Annotated in this window: 20 protein-coding genes; 17 read left to right on the forward strand and 3 right to left on the reverse strand. The window is 35.3% G+C overall.

The window, feature by feature from the left end:
- The first annotated feature begins 189 nt into the window (after positions 1–189).
- The 17 genes from flgM (at position 190) to J416_RS00410 (ending at position 17,408) form a co-directional block, all read left to right on the forward strand.
- On the forward strand, positions 190–453 hold the full coding sequence (flgM, locus tag J416_RS00335) for a flagellar biosynthesis anti-sigma factor FlgM (RefSeq protein WP_003462579.1): 264 nt from the start codon (positions 190–192) through the stop codon (positions 451–453).
- A 28-nt stretch (positions 454–481) separates the two neighbouring features.
- Positions 482–973: a flagellar protein FlgN gene (locus J416_RS00340; protein ID WP_003462582.1), complete on the forward strand. Its 492-nt coding sequence runs from the start codon at positions 482–484 to the stop codon at positions 971–973.
- A gap of 14 nt (positions 974–987) precedes the next feature.
- On the forward strand, positions 988–2,640 hold the full coding sequence (flgK, locus tag J416_RS00345; protein ID WP_003462585.1) for a flagellar hook-associated protein FlgK: 1,653 nt from the start codon (positions 988–990) through the stop codon (positions 2,638–2,640).
- A 9-nt stretch (positions 2,641–2,649) separates the two neighbouring features.
- A complete protein-coding gene (flgL, locus tag J416_RS00350) occupies positions 2,650–3,579 on the forward strand; it encodes a flagellar hook-associated protein FlgL (RefSeq protein ID WP_003462587.1) in 930 nt (309 codons plus the stop codon).
- 55 nt (positions 3,580–3,634) lie between these two features.
- Positions 3,635–4,225: a DUF6470 family protein gene (locus tag J416_RS00355; protein ID WP_003462590.1), complete on the forward strand. Its 591-nt coding sequence runs from the start codon at positions 3,635–3,637 to the stop codon at positions 4,223–4,225.
- 14 nt (positions 4,226–4,239) lie between these two features.
- Positions 4,240–4,686 carry a flagellar assembly protein FliW gene (gene fliW, locus J416_RS00360; protein ID WP_003462592.1) on the forward strand — a complete coding sequence of 149 codons (447 nt, stop codon included), beginning with the start codon at positions 4,240–4,242 and terminating at the stop codon, positions 4,684–4,686.
- Between the two features lies 1 nt (position 4,687).
- On the forward strand, positions 4,688–4,918 hold the full coding sequence (gene csrA, locus J416_RS00365) for a carbon storage regulator CsrA (protein ID WP_003462594.1): 231 nt from the start codon (positions 4,688–4,690) through the stop codon (positions 4,916–4,918).
- 126 nt (positions 4,919–5,044) lie between these two features.
- The gene (locus tag J416_RS00370; protein WP_003462597.1) at positions 5,045–6,187 is read left to right on the forward strand and encodes a flagellin N-terminal helical domain-containing protein; all 1,143 of its coding nucleotides are present in this window, start codon (positions 5,045–5,047) and stop codon (positions 6,185–6,187) included.
- A gap of 131 nt (positions 6,188–6,318) precedes the next feature.
- On the forward strand, positions 6,319–8,871 hold the full coding sequence (locus J416_RS14890) for a glycosyltransferase (RefSeq protein WP_003462600.1): 2,553 nt from the start codon (positions 6,319–6,321) through the stop codon (positions 8,869–8,871).
- Positions 8,872–8,978: 107 nt separating this feature from the next.
- Positions 8,979–10,319, forward strand: coding sequence for an FkbM family methyltransferase (locus J416_RS14895; protein WP_003462608.1), 1,341 nt, complete (start codon positions 8,979–8,981; stop codon positions 10,317–10,319).
- Between the two features lie 514 nt (positions 10,320–10,833).
- Positions 10,834–11,619: a sulfotransferase domain-containing protein gene (locus J416_RS00380; protein ID WP_003462609.1), complete on the forward strand. Its 786-nt coding sequence runs from the start codon at positions 10,834–10,836 to the stop codon at positions 11,617–11,619.
- A 94-nt stretch (positions 11,620–11,713) separates the two neighbouring features.
- Positions 11,714–13,288: a flagellar hook-associated protein 2 gene (locus J416_RS00385; RefSeq protein ID WP_003462610.1), complete on the forward strand. Its 1,575-nt coding sequence runs from the start codon at positions 11,714–11,716 to the stop codon at positions 13,286–13,288.
- 30 nt (positions 13,289–13,318) lie between these two features.
- Complete coding sequence (locus J416_RS00390) at positions 13,319–13,687, forward strand: DUF8042 domain-containing protein (protein ID WP_003462611.1); 369 nt, start codon at positions 13,319–13,321, stop codon at positions 13,685–13,687.
- A gap of 124 nt (positions 13,688–13,811) precedes the next feature.
- On the forward strand, positions 13,812–14,303 hold the full coding sequence (locus J416_RS00395; protein WP_003462612.1) for a hypothetical protein: 492 nt from the start codon (positions 13,812–13,814) through the stop codon (positions 14,301–14,303).
- Between the two features lie 19 nt (positions 14,304–14,322).
- Positions 14,323–15,429, forward strand: coding sequence for a DUF5667 domain-containing protein (locus tag J416_RS15600; protein WP_003462615.1), 1,107 nt, complete (start codon positions 14,323–14,325; stop codon positions 15,427–15,429).
- Positions 15,430–15,577: 148 nt separating this feature from the next.
- A complete protein-coding gene (locus J416_RS00405) occupies positions 15,578–16,273 on the forward strand; it encodes a sigma factor (RefSeq protein ID WP_003462620.1) in 696 nt (231 codons plus the stop codon).
- Positions 16,260–17,408, forward strand: coding sequence for an anti-sigma-I factor RsgI family protein (locus tag J416_RS00410; protein WP_003462622.1), 1,149 nt, complete (start codon positions 16,260–16,262; stop codon positions 17,406–17,408). The genes J416_RS00405 and J416_RS00410 overlap by 14 nt, the downstream gene beginning before the upstream one ends.
- 110 nt (positions 17,409–17,518) lie before the next feature.
- On the opposite strand, the gene J416_RS00415 is transcribed toward J416_RS00410, so the two are convergent.
- The 3 genes from J416_RS00415 to tapA are packed head-to-tail and all read right to left on the reverse strand — an operon-like array spanning position 17,519 to position 19,581.
- On the reverse strand, positions 17,519–18,154 hold the full coding sequence (locus tag J416_RS00415) for a hypothetical protein (protein ID WP_003462623.1): 636 nt from the start codon (positions 18,152–18,154) through the stop codon (positions 17,519–17,521).
- Positions 18,155–18,191: 37 nt separating this feature from the next.
- Complete coding sequence (gene sipW / locus J416_RS00420; protein ID WP_003462624.1) at positions 18,192–18,797, reverse strand: signal peptidase I SipW; 606 nt, start codon at positions 18,795–18,797, stop codon at positions 18,192–18,194.
- On the reverse strand, positions 18,730–19,581 hold the full coding sequence (tapA, locus tag J416_RS00425; RefSeq protein ID WP_003462625.1) for an amyloid fiber anchoring/assembly protein TapA: 852 nt from the start codon (positions 19,579–19,581) through the stop codon (positions 18,730–18,732). Before tapA ends, sipW begins: the two co-directional genes overlap by 68 nt.
- Positions 19,582–19,667: the final 86 nt, after the last annotated feature.

The raw sequence follows: 19,667 nt of genomic DNA on the forward strand, positions 1-19,667 counted from the left end.
CATGAGGCCAGAATCATCACACTCACCCTAGCAAAACAAAATTACAGATTGCCCGCATAAACCACTCATACTTATCAAACCAACAAAACTATACTATACTAATAAAAAATGATTAAACATTTATACAAATCAGCCGATATTAACGATAGAATAAGTAAGTGTACGAGGAAAGGAAAGAGGTGAAAGGTCATGAAAGTTCATGGACCCAACCACACGAATGTCAATCCATATCAAAAACAATTTCAAAAGCAGCATGATATAAAGAAAAACACTCAACAACAAGAAGATCAACTTCAAATCTCGAATCAAGCAAAAGCGATGCAGAACAAAGAAAATCCACTGGCTGCTCGCCAAGCTTATGTCGATGGTATTAAACAACAAGTTGATCATGGTGAATTCAAGCCGGATGCAGTCGAGACGGCTAAGAAAATTATGAATTATTGGAAAGCGTAAAGCGTATTGAAAAAGGAGCAAACTATTCATGTCCGTTCAAACGATCATTTCACATTTATCAAAACTGATTGATTTGCATCACAGTTTGTTAAAAGTGTCGAAAAAGAAGACGGAAGTCCTGAAAGAAGGAAAAATTGATGACTTGCAAGCATTACTAACCCAGGAACAAAAGCATGTGCAAGCCGTCAATCAAATTGAACAGAAACGAATTGAAGCCGTAGAAGATTGGGCAAATGCTAATAAATTAAATCCTGCTGACATTACCGTTTCTGTCATTATTGAACAATATACAGAGGGTAACGATAAGGAGACATTAGAAAAAAACACGGTTGAATTGGCCGAAATTTTAATGGAACTGCGTCGTCAAGAGGATCTAAATAAGCAATTAACTGAACAATCATTGCAATTCGTTCAACTATCTCTTGATATGATTCAACCGCGGATCGAAAATTTTAATTATGGCAATCAACAACATCAATCAACTGCTCCGAAACGATCAGTATTTGATTCGAAAGCATAAGAGGAGGAACTGTCATGTCGTCAACATTTAATGGGCTAGAAGTTGCAAAGCGTGCACTCCACGCCCAACAATCAGCTTTATATACAACGAGTCATAACATCTCAAATGCGAATACAGATGGCTATACGAGGCAACGCGTGAACTTTGAACAGACTGCACCTTATCCACCAGCGTCACGAAATCGCCCAGAAATCCCAGGCCAAGTCGGTAGTGGGGTACAAGCTGGTTCGATTGAACGAATTCGTGATACATTTGTCGACAAACAATATCGGCAAGAAAATACGAAAGTTGGTTACTACGATTCAAAAGCGGATATGATGTCGAAAATGGAATCGATTATGAATGAGCCATCTGAGGAAGGGTTATCACATACTATGGACCAATTTTGGCAATCATTACAAGATCTCTCAGTCAACCCTGAAGATTCTGGTGCTCGTTCTGTAGTGAAAGAACGTGGTGTTGCGCTTGCGGATACATTTAATTATCTACATAATTCTCTCCAAGACGTGCGAGCGAATATGAAAAACGAAATCAGTGTTGATAATACAGAAGTTAATTCGATTATTGATCGGATTAACAAAGTGAATCGACAAATTAGTGAAGTAGAACCACACGGACAGGTGCCAAATGATCTATACGATGAGCGTGATCGCTTAGTTGATGATTTGTCGCAATACGTTGATATTAATGTTGACTATCAAGAAAGCACAGGACAACCGAGCCCAATTGCTCAAGGGATTGCGACAATCACATTAAAAACAGGAGATTCTGAAGTCCAAAATACTGATGATCCAATCACTTTAGTAGACGGCACAAATCAAAAACAACTAGGAACAAATGATGCGGTTAATCATATGTTTGCAGATTTTGGCGATGACAATAATGTAAAATCAATTCTGTTTGCAGGACCAAATACGGTTCCTAATCAAGAAACAGCTGACTATGTTGATGGTCTAGCAAAAGACAGTACAGCGTTGATTTATGGTGATGATTACAAAGTAAACGGCAAATTTAAATCACTTGTTGAAGGTGCCGGTTACCTCGAAGGGTTTGAATACAATGGTTCAGCAGGCACAGCATCAGGTGAATTTAATCAAATGTTAACTAACCTTGATAAAATGACCAACAATCTTGTCACAGAGTTTAATAATGTGCATCAAAACGGTTATACACTAACTGATACTGATGATGATGGAAATGCCGATCAAGGTGGTAATTTCTTTGAAGGCACAACAGCGGACACAATCGCAGTCACTGATACGATTAAAGACAATGTTGATCAAATAGCTGCTAGTACAGATGGTTCCCCAGGTAACGGTGAAAATGCCATTGCGCTTGCAGATGTGTATACGAAATTAGGCGAAGAATATAATACAAATCCAGCTGATGAATTTGATGAAAAAACGTCGATGAAAAGCTATTTTGAAGGCGTGATTGGTGAAATGGGGGTTGCGGCAGAAGATGCTAACAGGATGCAAGGCAATTCACAAACACTGCGCCAACAAGTTGAAGAAAATAGACAGTCCATAAGCTCTGTTTCATTAGATGAAGAAATGACAAATATGGTTCAATTTCAGCATGCTTACAACGCAGCGGCTCGAAATATGACGGTTGTTGACGAAATGCTTGATCGTGTCATTAATAACATGGGACTTGTAGGGAGGTAAGAAATAGCAATGCGTGTCACACAAGGAATGCTCACAGGCAATATGTTGCGTAATGTCAGTAATAGTTATCAGGATATCGGAAAATATATGGAGCAACTTTCCACAGGTAAGAAGATCAATAATCCCTCTGATGATCCAGTCGTTGCAATGAAAGGGATGAATTATCGTACCCAAGTGAAAAATACGGATCAATATGAACGAAATATTAACGAAGTTCATACATGGATGGACAACTCTGATGATGCGATGGACAAGGCGCAAGATGCACTTGATCGTCTCCGTGAACTTGCGGTACAAGGTTCAAACGATACATATGAAGAAGGTCAACGTGGGAATATTGCTTCTGAAGTCGAACAATTGCGCGATCATTTGTTAGATGTTGCGAATACGAAAGTGAATAACAAGTATATTTTTAGTGGAACACAGACCACGGGTAATGATGGTGATGAGCCGTATCAAATTAATGGTGATGATCCAACAGATAATGATTTTTTCGATTTCAATGGAAATTCTAGCAATGTCAACATTGAAGTTTCTGATGGTGTAAAGCTTCCTGTTAATGTAACTCCGGATCAAGTGTTTACGAAAGAAAATGCAGAAGGTAATAATATGTTCGAAACGGTTACAAATTTTGCAAATGATTTACGAGACGGTGCGTCAGGAGAAGATTTAAATCAGTATATTGCACAAATCGACGAGCATATTGATGATAACGTCAATGCACGTGCAGATCTTGGTGCAAGACAAAACCGCATCGAATTAATTGAAGATCGTGTGCAATCACAAGGAATTTCAGCAGAAGAAATGATGTCTGATAATGAAGACGCTGATATGGAAAAAGTAATCATGAAGCTCACGTCACAAGAATCAGTGCATCGAGCAGCTTTAAGCGCAGGTGCTCGTGTCATTCAACCAACATTAATGGACTTTTTACGTTAAGCAATTAACCTTACCTTCCGATTAGGTAAGGTTTTTCTTTAAAGGGGAGATCCATATGCAAATGCCACAATTACGGATACAATCACAAGATGCCATGATTGGCCTTCGGACGCAAAATGCGAAACTAGATATGAATTACGATCCAGCTAAGCAATCGATCCGTCAGCCCAAAGCCGATATGCAAATACGAACAACACCAAGTAAACTAACGATTGATCAGTCACAAGCCTTTGCGGATGTCGGTATCAAGCCAACATCACAAATGATCGAAGAAAAAGCGCAGGAAGGGAAACAGAAATTAATGGAAGTTATCGCACGCAGACGACGTCAAGGCGATGAATTAATGAAAATTGAAAAGGGGGGCAATCCAATCAAACGGCAAGCCAAAGAGAACGGACATGATGAAAAGAAACAGTTCAATATTGGCTGGATTCCATCAGCGAATAGTGTGAAAATCGATTATCAGCCAGCTGAAGTAAACGTTCAAGTAACACCGAGAGAACCAGAAATCAATAACCAACCGACAGAGGTTCAATATCAATATCAAAGAGGCAACGTAGAAACGTATGTAGAACAGAAGAATTGGCTCGAAATTGACTTTATCGAATCCCAATCCAGTGGCAGTCATGTGTCATTAAATTTGTAAAAGAAGGGTGACTTATGAATATCGAAACGAAATATTTTGGCAATATTGAAATAAAGAAAGAAGACATTATTCACTTTCCCTCAGGCATACCAGGGTTCCTACAAGAAAAAGAGTTTGTTTTATTAAAATTTGAAGAAACGGGACTATTCCAGGTGTTGCAATCAATCCACGGTGTTGATCCAGCATTTATCGTCGTCAATCCATTCTTGTTTGTAAAAGATTATGCCCTAGACCTTGATGATGCAACCGTCGAACAACTCGGTCTCACCAAACAAGAGGATGCCTTAATTCAGGCGATTGTCACAATTAACGAACCATTACATACTAGCACAGCCAATTTACAAGCACCGATCGTCATTAATCAAAAAAATAATTATGCGAAGCAGTACATTACCAATGATAAGCATTATAAGACGAAAGAAAAGATCTTTAACAACACCTCTCAGGTAAAGGAGGGGTAGGATGTTAGTGTTAACGAGAAAAACAAACGAAGCAATTCAAATTGGTGATGATATTGAAGTGAAAGTTCTTGAAATCGATGGTGATCAGATCAAATTAGGCATTGCGGCACCGAGTCAAGTAGAGATACATCGTAAAGAAGTTTATCTAGAAATACAACAAGAAAATAATCAAGCAGCAAACACTTCCCCAGATGTCTTAAATCTTATTAAAAAAATTGATAAAAAAGACTAAACATATGATTCCCTCGACCGATAGTATAATTAGAAGCTAATTTTAGTGATCGGCGGCCGCTTTCACTATTAATTAGTCAACCCACAAGGATGTGGAAAAACACAACTTTCAAGGAGGAACAATTCAATGAGAATTAATCACAACATAGCGGCTTTAAATACGCATAGTCAGTTAAGCCAAGCGAACAAAGCGCAACAAAATTCAATGGAAAAGCTATCATCAGGTCTTCGTATTAATAGTGCATCTGATGACGCGGCAGGTCTTGCGATTTCTGAAAAAATGCGTGGTCAAATTCGTGGTTTGGAACAAGCAGAAACAAACGCACAAGATGGTATTTCCATGACCCAAACAGCTGAAGGTGCTTTGAATGAAACACATTCTATCCTTCAACGTATGCGTGAACTATCTGTACAATCAGCCAACGACACAAACACAGACAGTGATCGTCAAGAACTTCAAAAAGAGGTTGATCAATTAGTAGAAGAAATTGATCGAATTGCTGATACAACAGAATTTAACACGAAGAAATTACTTAACGGTGACTTGAGTGGTGTTTCAGAACAAGCGGAAAGCGTTGAATTTAACGAAACAAGCTCAGATATATTTAGTGATGTTTCAGCTACTACAACTGGTGCAATTGCAGAAGATATGTCTTATAATGTAAAGATTACAGAAGCTACTTCAACTGATTATACTTTGGAATGGACATCAGCTGATGGCACATCATCAGGAACTGAGACAGTTGCCGCTGGCACTGGATCTATTACAATCGATAATGCTACATTGTCCTTAGATACTGCTGCTAGTATAGATCCTAGTAATATTGGTGAAGAAGCTACATTTACCGTAAGACAAGAGGATAGCGATACAACGGATAATTCGGCAACCTTCCAAATTGGTGCAAATTCATCACAAACGATGAATGTTGGTATGGGAGATATGAGTGCTAGTGGTTTGAATGTGGATGGCATTGATATTAGTTCTTCTCAGACTGCAGAAGCTTCTATCTCAGCTGTACAGAATGCACTTGATGATGTTTCTGCTGAGAGATCAAAACTTGGTGCTTACCAAAACAGGTTAGATCACTCAATTAATAATTTAAGTACTTCTTCTGAAAACTTAACAGCTGCAGAATCAAGAATTCGAGACGTTGATATGGCGAAAGAGATGATGAACCAAACGAAGAATTCTATCTTGAGCCAGGCATCACAATCAATGTTAGCGCAAGCTAATCAACAACCTCAAGGGGTACTTCAACTATTACAATAGAATGAAACGTAAATAAATGGAGAGTCGTATCTCTCCATTTATTTTCATTTATGTATGTTTTATAAAATATATAATTACTATTTCAGATTGTATATTCTATAAATGATATATAGTGATATAGGAGGAAGAACATGCAGCTAAGTATAGCAATGATGGTAAAAAATGAAGGTGAACATTTGGAGCGATGTTTGCAAAGTTTAGTACCTATTATGGAAGCGGTAGAATCTGAATTAATCATTGTTGATACAGGTTCAGATGATAATACAGTTGATATTGCTAGAAAATATACAGATAAAGTATATTTTCATCAGTGGAATGATCACTTTTCTGAAATAAGAAATATAACAATTAATTATAGTTCAGGTGAATGGATATTTACAATTGATGGAGATGAATTTGTATATAATCCAGAGCCGATTATTGAATTTTTTAATTCTCAATTACATAAGCAGTATAATACAGTGTTACTGGATATTAGAAATATTACAACATATGATAAACAAATTGAATTTGAACGTAACAATGATATATTACATAAATTAACAGGACAATTAACCAAAAAAATATTTAGAAATACTCCTGATTTCCATTTTAAAGGCGCTATACACAATCAACCCCAAGCTGAAAAACCATATGTGAAGATAGATTCATTTTTAGTTCACTTTGGATATATGTCAACTGATCCAGAATTGATGGAAAAAAAATTTCAGCGCACGGCAAGAATCTTGAAACAGGAATTGGACAATGATCCATGGAATGTATACTATTGGTTTCAACTATCAGTATCTTACGCTATGCACAAAGAACCTAAAAAGGCATTGGACTGTGCAATTAAAGCTTATGATACAGCTAATGAGTTAAATTATGATTTTTCTAAACGGATGTATTTATATGTTCATTTTGCTGCTATGTATTTACAGAATAAAATGTATCAGGAATTAGAGAATCTCTGTGTCGAAGGATTAAATGTAGCTGATGGGTATATGGATCTTTATTATTATTTAGCTATATCACATTTCGAACAAGGAAAAAATCAAAGTGCTATTCAGTACTTTAAAAAATATTTAGCTATAAATGAGAATTACGAAGATTCCATCGGGTACATGGATACAACGGTCATCGAAAAATCAATTGATAGTAGAGATAGTGCATTAAAGGCTTTAATTATATTATACGATCGAGAAGAAATGTATGAAGATTTGATTAATTTAGTATACGATATTGAATTAGACACTCTAAAAGATGTAATGAGTTTAATTGTAAATGCGTATATCTCGATAGGAGAATATAGAGAATTAATAAAATATGAGAATTATTTGATAGATAATAATATGATGCAAGATCTTCATTTAGCTTTAGAAAGATACTACGATACTTTAAAAACGAATAATAAAGAAGAGTTTTTAAAGGGACTTTTAGATTTAAATAGCAACTACTCAAAATTATGTAAAGCAAGACTTTATTTGCTTGAACAAAAAGATTGCGATAAAAGTAAAATACAAGAACTTATTATGAATATTGACTTTCAATATGCACCAAATTATTACGGTGATATTATTTATTTATCATTAGTTAATAATATTAATATTAACTTTATTGTAAATTCAATTCGAGAAAACAAAATAAATGAATATTTTGAATTTATATCTGATAATCATGAGAGTGTAGAGAGAAAAATTTATAATTACTTAACATATTATAGGTCAACTGACAGGATACAAGATTTAAGATTAAATAAATCCTTGGCAAAGTATGGAGTCATATTAGGTGAAACAAATTTTTCGGAGGAAGAATATCAATATATTTTTTTCCGATATATCAAAGAGGGAATTCATTATTTAAAGAATTTATATAATGATGAAATGTTAAGTTATTTATATACATCACATGTCAAGAACAATGAAGAGGCGTTTTTAATATATATTATGAATGCTTTTAATTATAAAGAAGAAGATCAACTAAAATATGTTCAATATTTAAAAAGTGCTATAAATGAATTCCCGATTATGGCAAAAGGTGTAAAACTAATGCTTGATCGTCAAAGTTTTATAACTGAAGATAATCATAACTCGCATAATTCGCTTAATAAATTGAGATTTGAAATTGAGGATAAAATTAGTCAAGGGGAAATTACAGAAGCAAAGAGATTATTGATCGAGTATAACAAGTATTCAGATGATCATGATCCTAATCTCCAATCCATGAAGGGGATTATTGCCATGGTAGAAGGAAAATATTATAAGTCACTAGAATTGTTTGAGAAAGCTAATAAAATTGATGATGAAAATCTAGATATATTATATAATCTGGGCTATGTTTATTATATGTTAAATGATTACACTAATGCTGTTACGATACTGAAAAAGTGCTATAAATACGCTGAAGATGAAGAGTTAATAAAAGATATAAATGGGCTATTTGTTGAAATGAAAGTTATTGAAGATAATGAACCTTTAGAAAATACCAATGATTTATCTCAACATAAATTAACAGATGTTGATTTTAGAAAACAGCAAACAAAGCTTGTGTTTTTCTCAAAAGGTGATGATAAATTTTCACAAGATATAATTGATTATTTATCAACTAAATTTGATGTAAGAAAGATTGTTGTAAAAGACACGAAGCAAATCGATGAAGGAATGCACTGGCTGATATTTGTTGGTTTGAATGGTGTGATGAGTTAATTATTCATGGAAGCAAATTACCTGTTGCAAAGGATAAAATAGTAATTTGTCGTCTTCATAGTTATGAAGCATTTACTAAATATATCAGAAATGTGAATTGGCAAGTAGTGAACAAAGTTATATTTGTATCAAGTTTTCTGAAAAATTACGTATTAGATAATGAGAAAAGCTTAAAAGAAGAAAAAACTGTTGTAATTCCTAACGGTGTCAATCTGTCCAAATATAAATTTAAGGACAGAAATCATGGTTTCAAGATAGCTCATATTGGTTTTATTAATTTTAAAAAAGGCCCAATGTTGTTATTACAAGCCTTTAAAACTATTTATGATTTAGATAATCGTTACACATTACATATTGCTGGAGAGTTTCAACAAATTAGGTATGTATTGTATTATCAGCAAATGATTAATGAAATGGGATTAGAGAACAATGTGTATTTTGAAGGTTGGCAAGAAGATATTGACGATTGGTTAGACGATAAAAACTACATATTAACTTCAAGTGTTTTAGAAAGTCAACACATGTCTGTAATGGAAGCAATGAGTAAAGGTATTAAACCATTAGTGCATAATTTTGTTGCGGCTAAAGAAATTTATGACAATGAATATATTTGGACAAATGTAAATGACATTATTGAATTGTTGAGAACTGAATATGAATCACACAATTATTATAATTTTGTGAAAATGAATTACTCACTAGAGACACAATTAGAATCAATAAATAATTTAGTATTTCAATTACTAGAGGAATCAAAAGAACCGGAGAATAAGATTATACAATTTTATTATGATAGGGTGAAGATATTTTTCAGCATAGATAATCCTCAAGACCATATTCAAAAAATCATACAGTACAATAAAAAATTTTATGAATTGGGTATGTTGGAAGATATTAAGTCCAAAGTAGATGATAATGCTACTATTATTGATATTGGTGCTAATATAGGTAATCATACAGTTTATTTTGGAAAAGTATGTAAATCTCGAGTGTTAGCGTTTGAACCTCAAATAGAGGCATATAGTTTGTTATGTGAAAATATCCGTATTAATAATTTACAAAACAAGGTGAAATTATTTAACAGTGCATTAGGAAAGGAAAAGGCTACAGGATCAATAGTTAATCAAAATATAAATAATACGGGTGCAGCAGAATTTTTAGTTCATCCGAATGGTAATATCTCTTTGAATAAATTAGATGACATAATAGATACAAAACTACCGCGAATAGCTATAATAAAGATAGATGTAGAAGGTATGGAATTAGATGTTTTAGAGGGTGCACAAAACATAATAAAATATTATAAACCTTATATATATGTAGAGACTAAAAATCAAGATGAGTTTAAAAAGATAAGCTCATATTTATCATTTTTAGGATATAAACCAACAAAGAGATTCAACAATACGCCAACTATTTTATTTATTAGCAAACATGATCAAGAATAGTAGGATTAGTCTTCTTTCCATTATATTTAAGAAGAAAAGCAACATTCGATTTTAAAATCGATGTATTTTGCAATATAAAACCTTAGAACATTGCAACGATAAATCGAGAGTGTTGCAACTTGACACGGAGCCTCTGTGAGCATGACTGATTAGCCAAGAAGCCAGGCATATAAAGGCTTGGCTAAGCTCACAAGGGTATCATGCACACTTCTCCGTATAAATTTGCAACGGTTCATGGCCTTTGCAATACTCTCGACTTTTACTTTGCACTAAACAACCGCTAAAAAATATAAAACAGTAGTGAACTCCAAGCATCATTTGCCTATTATCCAAACTTATTAATCAATAGTTTAGAGAAGATCAGATAGCTCAGGCTTAGGGTGATTACAGCACGTATATTTTAGATAAACGATGAATGGTAGAGAAACGCAACTTTCTCCCTCTTCATTCGTTATGTCTATTTTTGCAAAATGATATACAATGAAAGCATTTATATATTGAAGGAGAAATAATTATGAATAATTCTTTCTTTACAACTCGGAAGCCGGATTTTATGATTATTGGTCAGGGGAAATGTGGTACTACATCTCTTTTTAATTATATTAGGAAGTATGCTAAGAATTTTGTTTCACCAAAGCAAAAAGAAATATATTTTTTTTCTGATCTTTATGATAATGGTTTGAATTATTATGAAAGATTTTTTCCATTTAAAATAAAACCTCAGGATGTTACTGGTGAAGCAACACCTCAATATCTTTTTCATCCATTAAGTGCTAAACGAATTGCTGAAACTTATCCTAATATAAAACTAATAGTTATGCTAAGAAACCCAATAGATAGAGCATATTCACATTATAATTTTATAAATAATTCAAATAAGACAGTGGGTTTCGATTATTTATCCTTTGAGGAAGCTATTAAAACCGAAGATAAGAGATTAGCTGGTGAGCTAGAAAAAGTACTGAACACAGGTAAATATACTTATAAGTACAAATATTATAGTTATTTAACACAAGGCATTTATTATAAGCAACTTATTAATTGGTTTAATCATTTTCCTAGAGAGCAATTTTTAATTTTAAAAAGTGAGGACTTTTTCGTAAATCCAAATATGGTGTTAAAACGTGTGTTTAATTTTCTTAATCTTAATTTCAAAAATAATACTGAATATATTTATAGAGTTTATAACCAAACAGATTATGAAAAAATAAATCCACGGACAAGAGAATTTTTAAAAGAATATTTTTTTGAATATAATAAAAAATTATCTCAGTTAGTGGGAATAAATTTTAATATTTAGAAATTATCTTAATAATTCCTTCTTGTTAGCTAAACAATAAAGTTATTAGTTCCGATATAAATAATAACAATCTATGAAAACGAGGAGTGTGTGTATGGCGTACAGTGTAAATACTTCCAATCGTGTCACAGGTCTTGCATCTGGTATTGATACCGAAAGCATGGTTAAGGAATTAATGAATGCCGAACGGAAGCCATTAGACAAGATGAACCAAGACTTGAAATGGCAAACGTGGAAGCGTGATGCTTATCGAGAAGTGAATAAACTGTTTTCTGAATTAGATCAAAAAGTGTTGGATATGAAACTAGAAAGTACCTATAGTCAAAAATCAACTTCGTCTACGAATTCAAGTGCAGTTACAGCTTCTGCTACACCTTCTGCATCATCGGGATCTTATCAAATCGAAGTGAATCAACTAGCCACTTCGGCCATTAACATGAGTGAGTCCACTATATCGGGAAGCTCAAAAATTGATGCAGACGGGAAATTAAGCGAGCAAGATTTTGCTGGTTCTAATATTACCGGTGATGGTTCATTTAATATTACGTATTATAATGAAAATGGCGAAGGTCAAACGAAAAATATTTCATATTCAGCGGATGAATCGTTAAACACTGTATTGGATCGCATCGGTTCAGAAACGAATAATGAAATCCGTGCGAGTTATGATGAGAATAGTGATAAAGTGATTTTAGAACGAACAAAGACAGGAAACTTTAACAAATCGGATGAATTTTTAGGTGCCGAGATTGGTTTTGACGGGCAAAGCGGTTCTGACTTTCTTGTTGATACATTACAAGTTAAAAATGGTGAACAACAAGATGATGGTTCTTGGGATAAAGTCGAAACGGGTGGTACTGACGCTTCTTTTTTATACAATGGGAAAGAATTTACACCTCATGAAAATTCTTATGAGATAAATAACATTACCTTTAATTTTCATGGAACAACACAAGAGAATTCTCCAGCAACAGTGACAGTAAATGAAGATGTGGAATCCAGTTTTGAACAAATTAAAGGATTCGTTGAAAAATATAATGAAGTCATCGACGAAGTGAATGGAAAATTAAATGCAGAAAGAAACCGTGATTATCAACCGTTAACTGATGCACAGAAAGACGAAATGTCTGAAAATGAAATCGAGTTGTGGAATGAAAAAGCGAAAAGCGGTATGCTACGCAATGATTCGATTCTATCAGGTGGAATGAGTTCGATGCGTAGAGATTGGTATAGTACAGTTGATAATGATGGAGCGTTTCAACATTTAAGTGAAATTGGAATTTCTACGACTTCTAATTATATGGATGGCGGTAAATTAGAAATCAATGAAACGAAATTAAAAGATGCATTACGTGAAGATCCGGATTCGGTTCATAAACTATTTTCGAACGATGTGGAAGGTTCTGGTCGAGGGATCATTAACCGACTGGAGGATTCTATGGACCAAACGATCAATCGTGTGGAAGAGCGTGCGGGTAAAGCTGGTGCGACGCTTCAAACCTATACATTAGGTCGTCAAATGGTAGAAGCGCAATCAGAGATTTCAGATTTTGAGGAGCGTTTAACTCAAGTTGAAAATCGTTATTGGGATCAATTTACACGGATGGAACAAGCGATTCAGCAAATGAATGCACAGTCTAGTCAATTGTCACAAATGATGGCGCAATAACGTAGACAATTTTTTTAGAAAAGGTGAAGTATGGAGAAGCAAATACACTTAATGCAACATATTTTAGAACTCTCAGAAACAATGGATGAAGGCATGACGCATATTCACTCGCAATTAAAAGCAGGCAAACAGGATGAAACCGTATATTTATTTGAAGATTTTGTCCAAGCATTTGCATCGATCGAAAATGCGATTGAGACGGTCGATGATGAGTTCAAAAATGATGAAGTGGATGAAAAAACAAAGGATGTTAAGAAGAACATTGAAGCGGTCGTGCAACTTTACGAAATGAAAGACTATGACAAAATCGTAGAAAATATGGAAAGCGGCTTGTTTCCAAATTTAAATGAATGGCGTTCCCAATTAGAAACAGCCTTCCAGCCACATACAATGAACTGAGAATAGTAAATGTAAAGAACAGTATCTTGCTGTTCTTTTTTTATGAAAAAATTTTATATTCCCCCCTATTTTTTATTCCCATTTCCGTATAGATAGGTGAAAAGGCACAACAGGAGGTGACGGATTGAAACGCATTGGCATTATATTATGTACTATTTTTCTAGTAGCTTGTGGTCAAAATGAACAATCGAATCAAGGGGACGAGTCGCCAACGAACGATGCAAGCTCACAAATTTTATATGAAAACGAAATATTTCAAATTGATGCTGTCGAAGGATGGCAGCTGGATGAACCATCTCAGAAAACGGATGGCAATGTCGTGTTTACATATGGCAAAACACAAGCGATTGTGACAACCGTTTCTAGCGATGAATCGATGGATGAGCTGAAAAGTAAAGCGGTTGGATCTTTTTCAAATCATGTTGAAGTTATTGAAGAAAAAGAACAGTATCTAGCAGTCCAGACGAACCGAAAAGAAAATATTATCGGTGACATCTATTTTCATCAAGGGTCTAATCGTCACCTCATCGTCATTTTTATGACACCAGAAAAGGTACACGAGCAAAATCAAAAAATGATTGAAACCTTTCATCAATCAATTTCAATAAAAAACTAATGTAGGAGGAATGATCTGAATGAAAAAAATCATGTTATTGGCTTCAGCAGGTATGTTTGCATTTGCTGGTCATGTATCAGCTGAGGAAGAAAATTCGGTGATCACACCAAAAGACGCTTTTTATGATACCTCACGAATGGTGGAAGAAGTTGAATTAGAGTTAACAGAGGATGATTCTGAGAAAACATTACTAGCTGACGAATTTGCGGATGATCGATTGAATGAAGTGCAAACTTTGATTGAGTCTGGTGATGTTGAAGAAGCGAATCAGTTGCTAGAAGACTATCAAGAGCAGGTGGCGCAATTAGAGGAGCAGTTAGAACAAGCGGGAGATCAACAAGATGAAACAACAGAAGAAAACGAAGATTCTACTGATGACACGCAAGAAGAGCCGGAAGAATCTGATGAAAATCAAGAAGAAAGCAACGAAGAGAAAGAAGAACAAGACCAGTCTGTGACGGATAAGGTAGAGGAAAATTTACAGAAACGTTCGGAACAACTAGAATCCTTGTTAGAACGTGAAGATTTGCCTGAACAAGCGAAGGCAGGTATTACAAAAGCACTAGAAAACCAACAGAAAGCATATGAAAACTTTCTAGCAGCTCAAGCGAAAAGCGAAGATGAAGATAGTGAAGAAAATGAAGAATCTGAGAATAACGAAGATGCTGAAAACGAAGAAGAAAGCACAGAAACTGAATCTGATGAAGTAGAAGATGAGCAATCAGAAATGGCTGAGAAAGTGGAAAAAGCGGAAGAGAAAGCTGAAGAAAAGCGAGAAAAAGCTGAGGAAAAACGTGAAAAGGCAGAAGAAAAAGCGGAGCGAGCGTTAGAAAAGGCTGAAGAGAAAGCAGAAAAACAACAAGAAAAGGCAGAAGAAAAAGCGGAAAGAAAGCGTGAAAAAGCTGAAGAAAAATATGAAAAGAAACAAGAAAAAATAGAGAAAGCTTTAGAAAAAAAGCGAGAAAAAGCAGAGAATAAAGGGCGCGGAAATAAAGGCGAAGACGATCAAGGCGAAGATGAAAATGAGGATGACGAAGATGAGCAGGGCGAAGACGAAGATGATCAAGATGAGGATCAAGACGAGGAATCAGATGAGAATGAAGATGAACAAGGTGAAGATGATTAATTCCATCGACACAAAAATATAAAATTCGACTAATTTTTCAAAAAACTATTTACCCTTTCTGTTCTATCGCTTACATTAGATAGAGACATAGGCTTTACCTGATATATGTGGTAAAGCCTTCCTTTTTACACGGTGAAGGAGAGGGCTTATGAAGCAGCAAGAAATCGAGCAATGGATCCAAGCCATTCAAAATGGCAATGAAGAAAAGCGCGATGAAGTCATTCGTTATTACGAGTCTTACATCATGAATGTGGTGGGGAAAATTTGTCGTCAATATAAAACGTGGAATGATGATGAGGCGAGTCTCGGATTAATTGCGTTTAATCGAGCCATTGATACGTATCAACCGGAACACGGCCGAACATTTCTCAATTACGTGTACTTGCTGATTTATCGTGAACTTGTAGATTATTTTCGTAAAGAGAATCGTTATCAAGAGATCATTGACCAGCAGGAACACGTGATTTCAAGCCAAGCGTATCAACAACAAGAAAAAAAGTTTGAATTAGCAGATGAAATTGTGGCGCTTCAAGATGAACTAGCCCCATTTTCGATCCAATTTCATGAATTAGAATCTGCTAGTCCGAAACATCAACGCACACGTAAGAAAATTTTTTATATGGCCAGTTGCTTTTATAAAGAAAAAGAACTCGTTGACCAGCTCTATCAACGAAAATGGTTTCCGATGAAGTCGTTTATTGATAAAACGGGTTTCCGTCGCAAAACGATTGAGAAATATCGTAAATACTTGATCGCAGTACTGATCATTTGGATGCATCCAGAATGGCGCTACTTACAATCATTTGTACAAAAGGAAGGAGGTGTAGGCGATGAGAGGTCATGATATAACAGGGACCGTTGTTGACGTTGGTGAAAAGCAAATTGTTTTATTGGATGATGATGGTTCGTTTCACAATGTACCGCGACCCAATCACTCATTTCCGCTAATTGGTGAACGCTATATGCATAAAGTGAAGCGCACACCTATTATGTCTTTTTCGAAGTGGGGCATATCAGTTGCTTCATTTGCGGTTATCCTTTTCGTCGCTTTCATGCAATGGCCTTTTGTAGACCGAGATCATGAGCCAGCCTACCTTCTTGCGGTGGATATTAATCCAAGTATTGAGTTGCAATTGAATCAAGAATTTGAAGTGATCGATGTCAGTGGCGTGAACCAAGATGGAAAAAAAATCATTGAAGAAATGACTTTTAATCACAGAAATATAGATCAAGCGATTGAACAGGTTGTTGAGCAATTGAAGCAATCTGGGTATTTATCATCTGATCAAAAAGCCCATATTACCGCAACATGGGTTCATTTAGCTGAAGAGGAGAAAACGACTGAACCGGAGATTGATCAAATGTTTTCCGAGGCATTACATGATCATCAAGTTTCAGCTAAAGTTGAGACGCTAAAGCAGTCGGAAAAAGATTATCAAGAGCTGAAAGAGCAGCGATTAATGAAACAAGCTGTAGAAGAAAACGATACGGAAAAACAGAATGTATCTGACGAGGACGAGGAATCTCAAGATGAAGACGCGCAATCTGAGCCATCAAAAAATAAACGTGCGCAAACTGATCCATTACAAAACAAACCAGCGCAATCTGAGTCATCTCAAAATGAACGCACGCAATCAGAGAAAAATACGCCAACAAAGCCAGTAAAAGAAAATCAGAAAGAAGAAAAAGCTGAGTCGAAAAACCAATCAGACAAAAAGAAGAAAAATGATCGCGGAAAACCAGTAAATAAATTAGATCCGCCGAAAAAAGATCAACCAAAGCGAGGAAATCCACCTGTAGAGAATAAAGCGGAAGATCAATCAGCTGAAGAACAATCCAATCAGCCCGAGCCAAGTAATAAACAGAATCCAAAAAAGAAAAAAGATAATCAACAGATAGAGAAATCACCAAAAGATGCAAAGGGAAAGCAAAAGTCAGAAAAAGCGAAAAATAAGCCAGAGCGAAGCCAGAAAAACTGAACTGAGGCGAGAATTATCCCAGTGACGCCAGAAAATGAAACGAAGTCGAGAACCTCACTAATTGAAGCGAAAACAACCGCAATGCGTATAGCAAGTAGACCTTCATCCAGTTATGCGGTTTTTCTAGCTTTTGCGTACAATAGGAGCAAGGTTCCAGCTGTGAATAGTACGGTTCCGACTAAGAAAAAACGGAATATAAATGTGGCGGTATCTGGCAAGTTGTCATGTGTAGGAATTTGACTATCGGATGATAATGGAAAACTACTTTCTTGTGTGTCGCTATTACCTTCCGCTGAAATGATAATGTCGGCGTTTGTCGTTAATCCTTGATATTCATTCCCTAATTCTGATGGAAAACGGAGCTGAAAATGAAACGTTTCGTTGCTATTTGGTCGAAGAGTCTGTTCTGTTTGATTGGATAAATTGGCTAACGCATCATCAAATAGGACAGTCTCATTACTGTTGGTGATTTTTAACTTCAACGCTTGATATAATTGTTTTGACCCATCTGTGTATTGAACATCCATTCGATAGTGAACATCATGATTTGTTACATTTGACAAAGAAAGCTTTCGATTCGCCCAGTCACCAGGTTTTACGTTTTCTAGCTGAAAAAGTTTGCCGTCAGCTGATAAATCACCAGAGATTTGAATTAATGAATCTTGACTCGTTGCTGATACTTCTATGGGGGCATACAGTATTGTGAGTAGTGGGAGTAGCAACAACCAATAGCTAAAACGCTTCATATTTACACCTGCCTTTTTGATAAAACGTGTCGTCAATCTAGTTTTCATTCGATAAACGTTTTGTTTTATTATCTAGCTCACGGAAGATCTGCCAAATCGTTAATACACCGTAACCAAACAGAAAAGCGCCAGGCAAAATGAGTAAGAGAGATTGGCCGATACGTGATTGAATGTTATCAATAATATATCCGACATATGGGATAGTAAAGCCTGTGTATTCTGCTACAATATTTTCGGATTGCACCAGTTGTCGATCAGGCGCATCGTTATTGTCACCTTTTGTTTCGTATAATGTCTCGTCGCCACTTTCCAAAACACGATGAATGCGGTGTGTAATCAGCTTTTCGGATTCATCGATAAATGTAATAATATCGCCTTTGTCTAGATGAGTTTCGCTGTTAAATTTTTTAACGGCAATGATTGATCCAGTTTGAAATGTTGGCTCCATGGAACCAGATAAAACGGCTTTTAGTTGATAACCGAATAGTTCAGCTTCACCACCGTTGAATCGAGTGATAATCACGAAGCTACTGACAGCGATAAGAACTGTAATTAAAATAGCAGTAACCGTATGACTAACGATTTTCTTTATCTGTGCTTTCTTGTTTTTCCTGAGTTGATACTTTTGGCTTCTTGGTTCCATTTGTGTCACCTTCTTTCGTTTCAGTTGATTCCTCTTCCTTCGTTTGATTATTTTGTGATTGGTCTTTTACTTTTTCAGTTGGTTGTTCCTCTTTGGTAGTAGTCTCACCTGTATCAGTTCCTTCAGATGAATCCTCCTCTTTATCTTTTGGTTGTTCGGGTGTAGATTGTTGATCTTTAGTAGTTTCTGAATCAGTTTTATCGTTGATTTCATTTGTCTCTTCTTCTGATATATTTTCTGGTTTCTCTTGTTTTGATTGCTCACTTGAGTCATGATTTTGCTGTTCGGTTGTTTCTTTTTCTTCGCAAATGACAGTAATGATTTCGCTCCAAACAGAGTTAGGTGTGTCTTTATCCTCATACATAGGACGTTGGTCGACTTTTAATTGATAATTCCCTGGCTGCTCAACAGAGAATGTTAATGTTTTATTTTTATTTTTTTTAATGGAAGAAAGTGTAGATTTATCCATAATGCTACCGTCTTTCGCAGGATCGTTAGCTTGAGAATAATAGAGTTCATAATCTGTGCTCCCCAACATCGTAAATCCTTTATTTTTTATGGAAAATTGTAACTGATATGCTGGACAAGCATTGATCATTTGCTTGGAGTTATCTAATATATGTAAGTCACTCCCATCCCACCAATGTCCTGTCTGAATTTGCATAGTATCTTCAGATTGATCGAGATAATGGGAGGCTGTATTTGTCGTAACCGATGAAACCACTTGCAGACTAACCAAAAGGATGCTAATACATAATAAAATTTGAAAACGTGCAACTTTCATGCAAAACCTCCTAACGAACCAATAATGTAAAAACCCTTATTTTTATGGATATCTCAGTCAAATAATATCGATAAAAATAAAGGGGG

This window comes from Gracilibacillus halophilus YIM-C55.5 (assembly GCF_000359605.1).
Taxonomy (GTDB): Bacteria; Bacillota; Bacilli; order Bacillales; family Amphibacillaceae; genus Gracilibacillus; species Gracilibacillus halophilus.

Bases quoted from the DNA above. Each gene is read 5' to 3' on its own strand.
- sipW (WP_003462624.1), bottom strand. From the start codon at position 18,797: ATGGAACCAAGAAGCCAAAAGTATCAACTCAGGAAAAACAAGAAAGCA.
- J416_RS14890 (WP_003462600.1), top strand. From the start codon at position 6,319: ATGCAGCTAAGTATAGCAATGATGGTAAAAAATGAAGGTGAACATTTG.
- csrA (WP_003462594.1), top strand. From the start codon at position 4,688: ATGTTAGTGTTAACGAGAAAAACAAACGAAGCAATTCAAATTGGTGAT.
- J416_RS00415 (WP_003462623.1), bottom strand. From the start codon at position 18,154: ATGAAGCGTTTTAGCTATTGGTTGTTGCTACTCCCACTACTCACAATA.
- J416_RS00410 (WP_003462622.1), top strand. From the start codon at position 16,260: ATGAGAGGTCATGATATAACAGGGACCGTTGTTGACGTTGGTGAAAAG.
- flgK (WP_003462585.1), top strand. From the start codon at position 988: ATGTCGTCAACATTTAATGGGCTAGAAGTTGCAAAGCGTGCACTCCAC.
- J416_RS15600 (WP_003462615.1), top strand. From the start codon at position 14,323: ATGAAAAAAATCATGTTATTGGCTTCAGCAGGTATGTTTGCATTTGCT.
- J416_RS00355 (WP_003462590.1), top strand. From the start codon at position 3,635: ATGCAAATGCCACAATTACGGATACAATCACAAGATGCCATGATTGGC.
- J416_RS00405 (WP_003462620.1), top strand. From the start codon at position 15,578: ATGAAGCAGCAAGAAATCGAGCAATGGATCCAAGCCATTCAAAATGGC.
- flgM (WP_003462579.1), top strand. From the start codon at position 190: ATGAAAGTTCATGGACCCAACCACACGAATGTCAATCCATATCAAAAA.
- J416_RS00380 (WP_003462609.1), top strand. From the start codon at position 10,834: ATGAATAATTCTTTCTTTACAACTCGGAAGCCGGATTTTATGATTATT.
- flgL (WP_003462587.1), top strand. From the start codon at position 2,650: ATGCGTGTCACACAAGGAATGCTCACAGGCAATATGTTGCGTAATGTC.
- J416_RS00370 (WP_003462597.1), top strand. From the start codon at position 5,045: ATGAGAATTAATCACAACATAGCGGCTTTAAATACGCATAGTCAGTTA.
- J416_RS00390 (WP_003462611.1), top strand. From the start codon at position 13,319: ATGGAGAAGCAAATACACTTAATGCAACATATTTTAGAACTCTCAGAA.
- tapA (WP_003462625.1), bottom strand. From the start codon at position 19,581: ATGAAAGTTGCACGTTTTCAAATTTTATTATGTATTAGCATCCTTTTG.
- J416_RS00385 (WP_003462610.1), top strand. From the start codon at position 11,714: ATGGCGTACAGTGTAAATACTTCCAATCGTGTCACAGGTCTTGCATCT.
- J416_RS00340 (WP_003462582.1), top strand. From the start codon at position 482: ATGTCCGTTCAAACGATCATTTCACATTTATCAAAACTGATTGATTTG.
- fliW (WP_003462592.1), top strand. From the start codon at position 4,240: ATGAATATCGAAACGAAATATTTTGGCAATATTGAAATAAAGAAAGAA.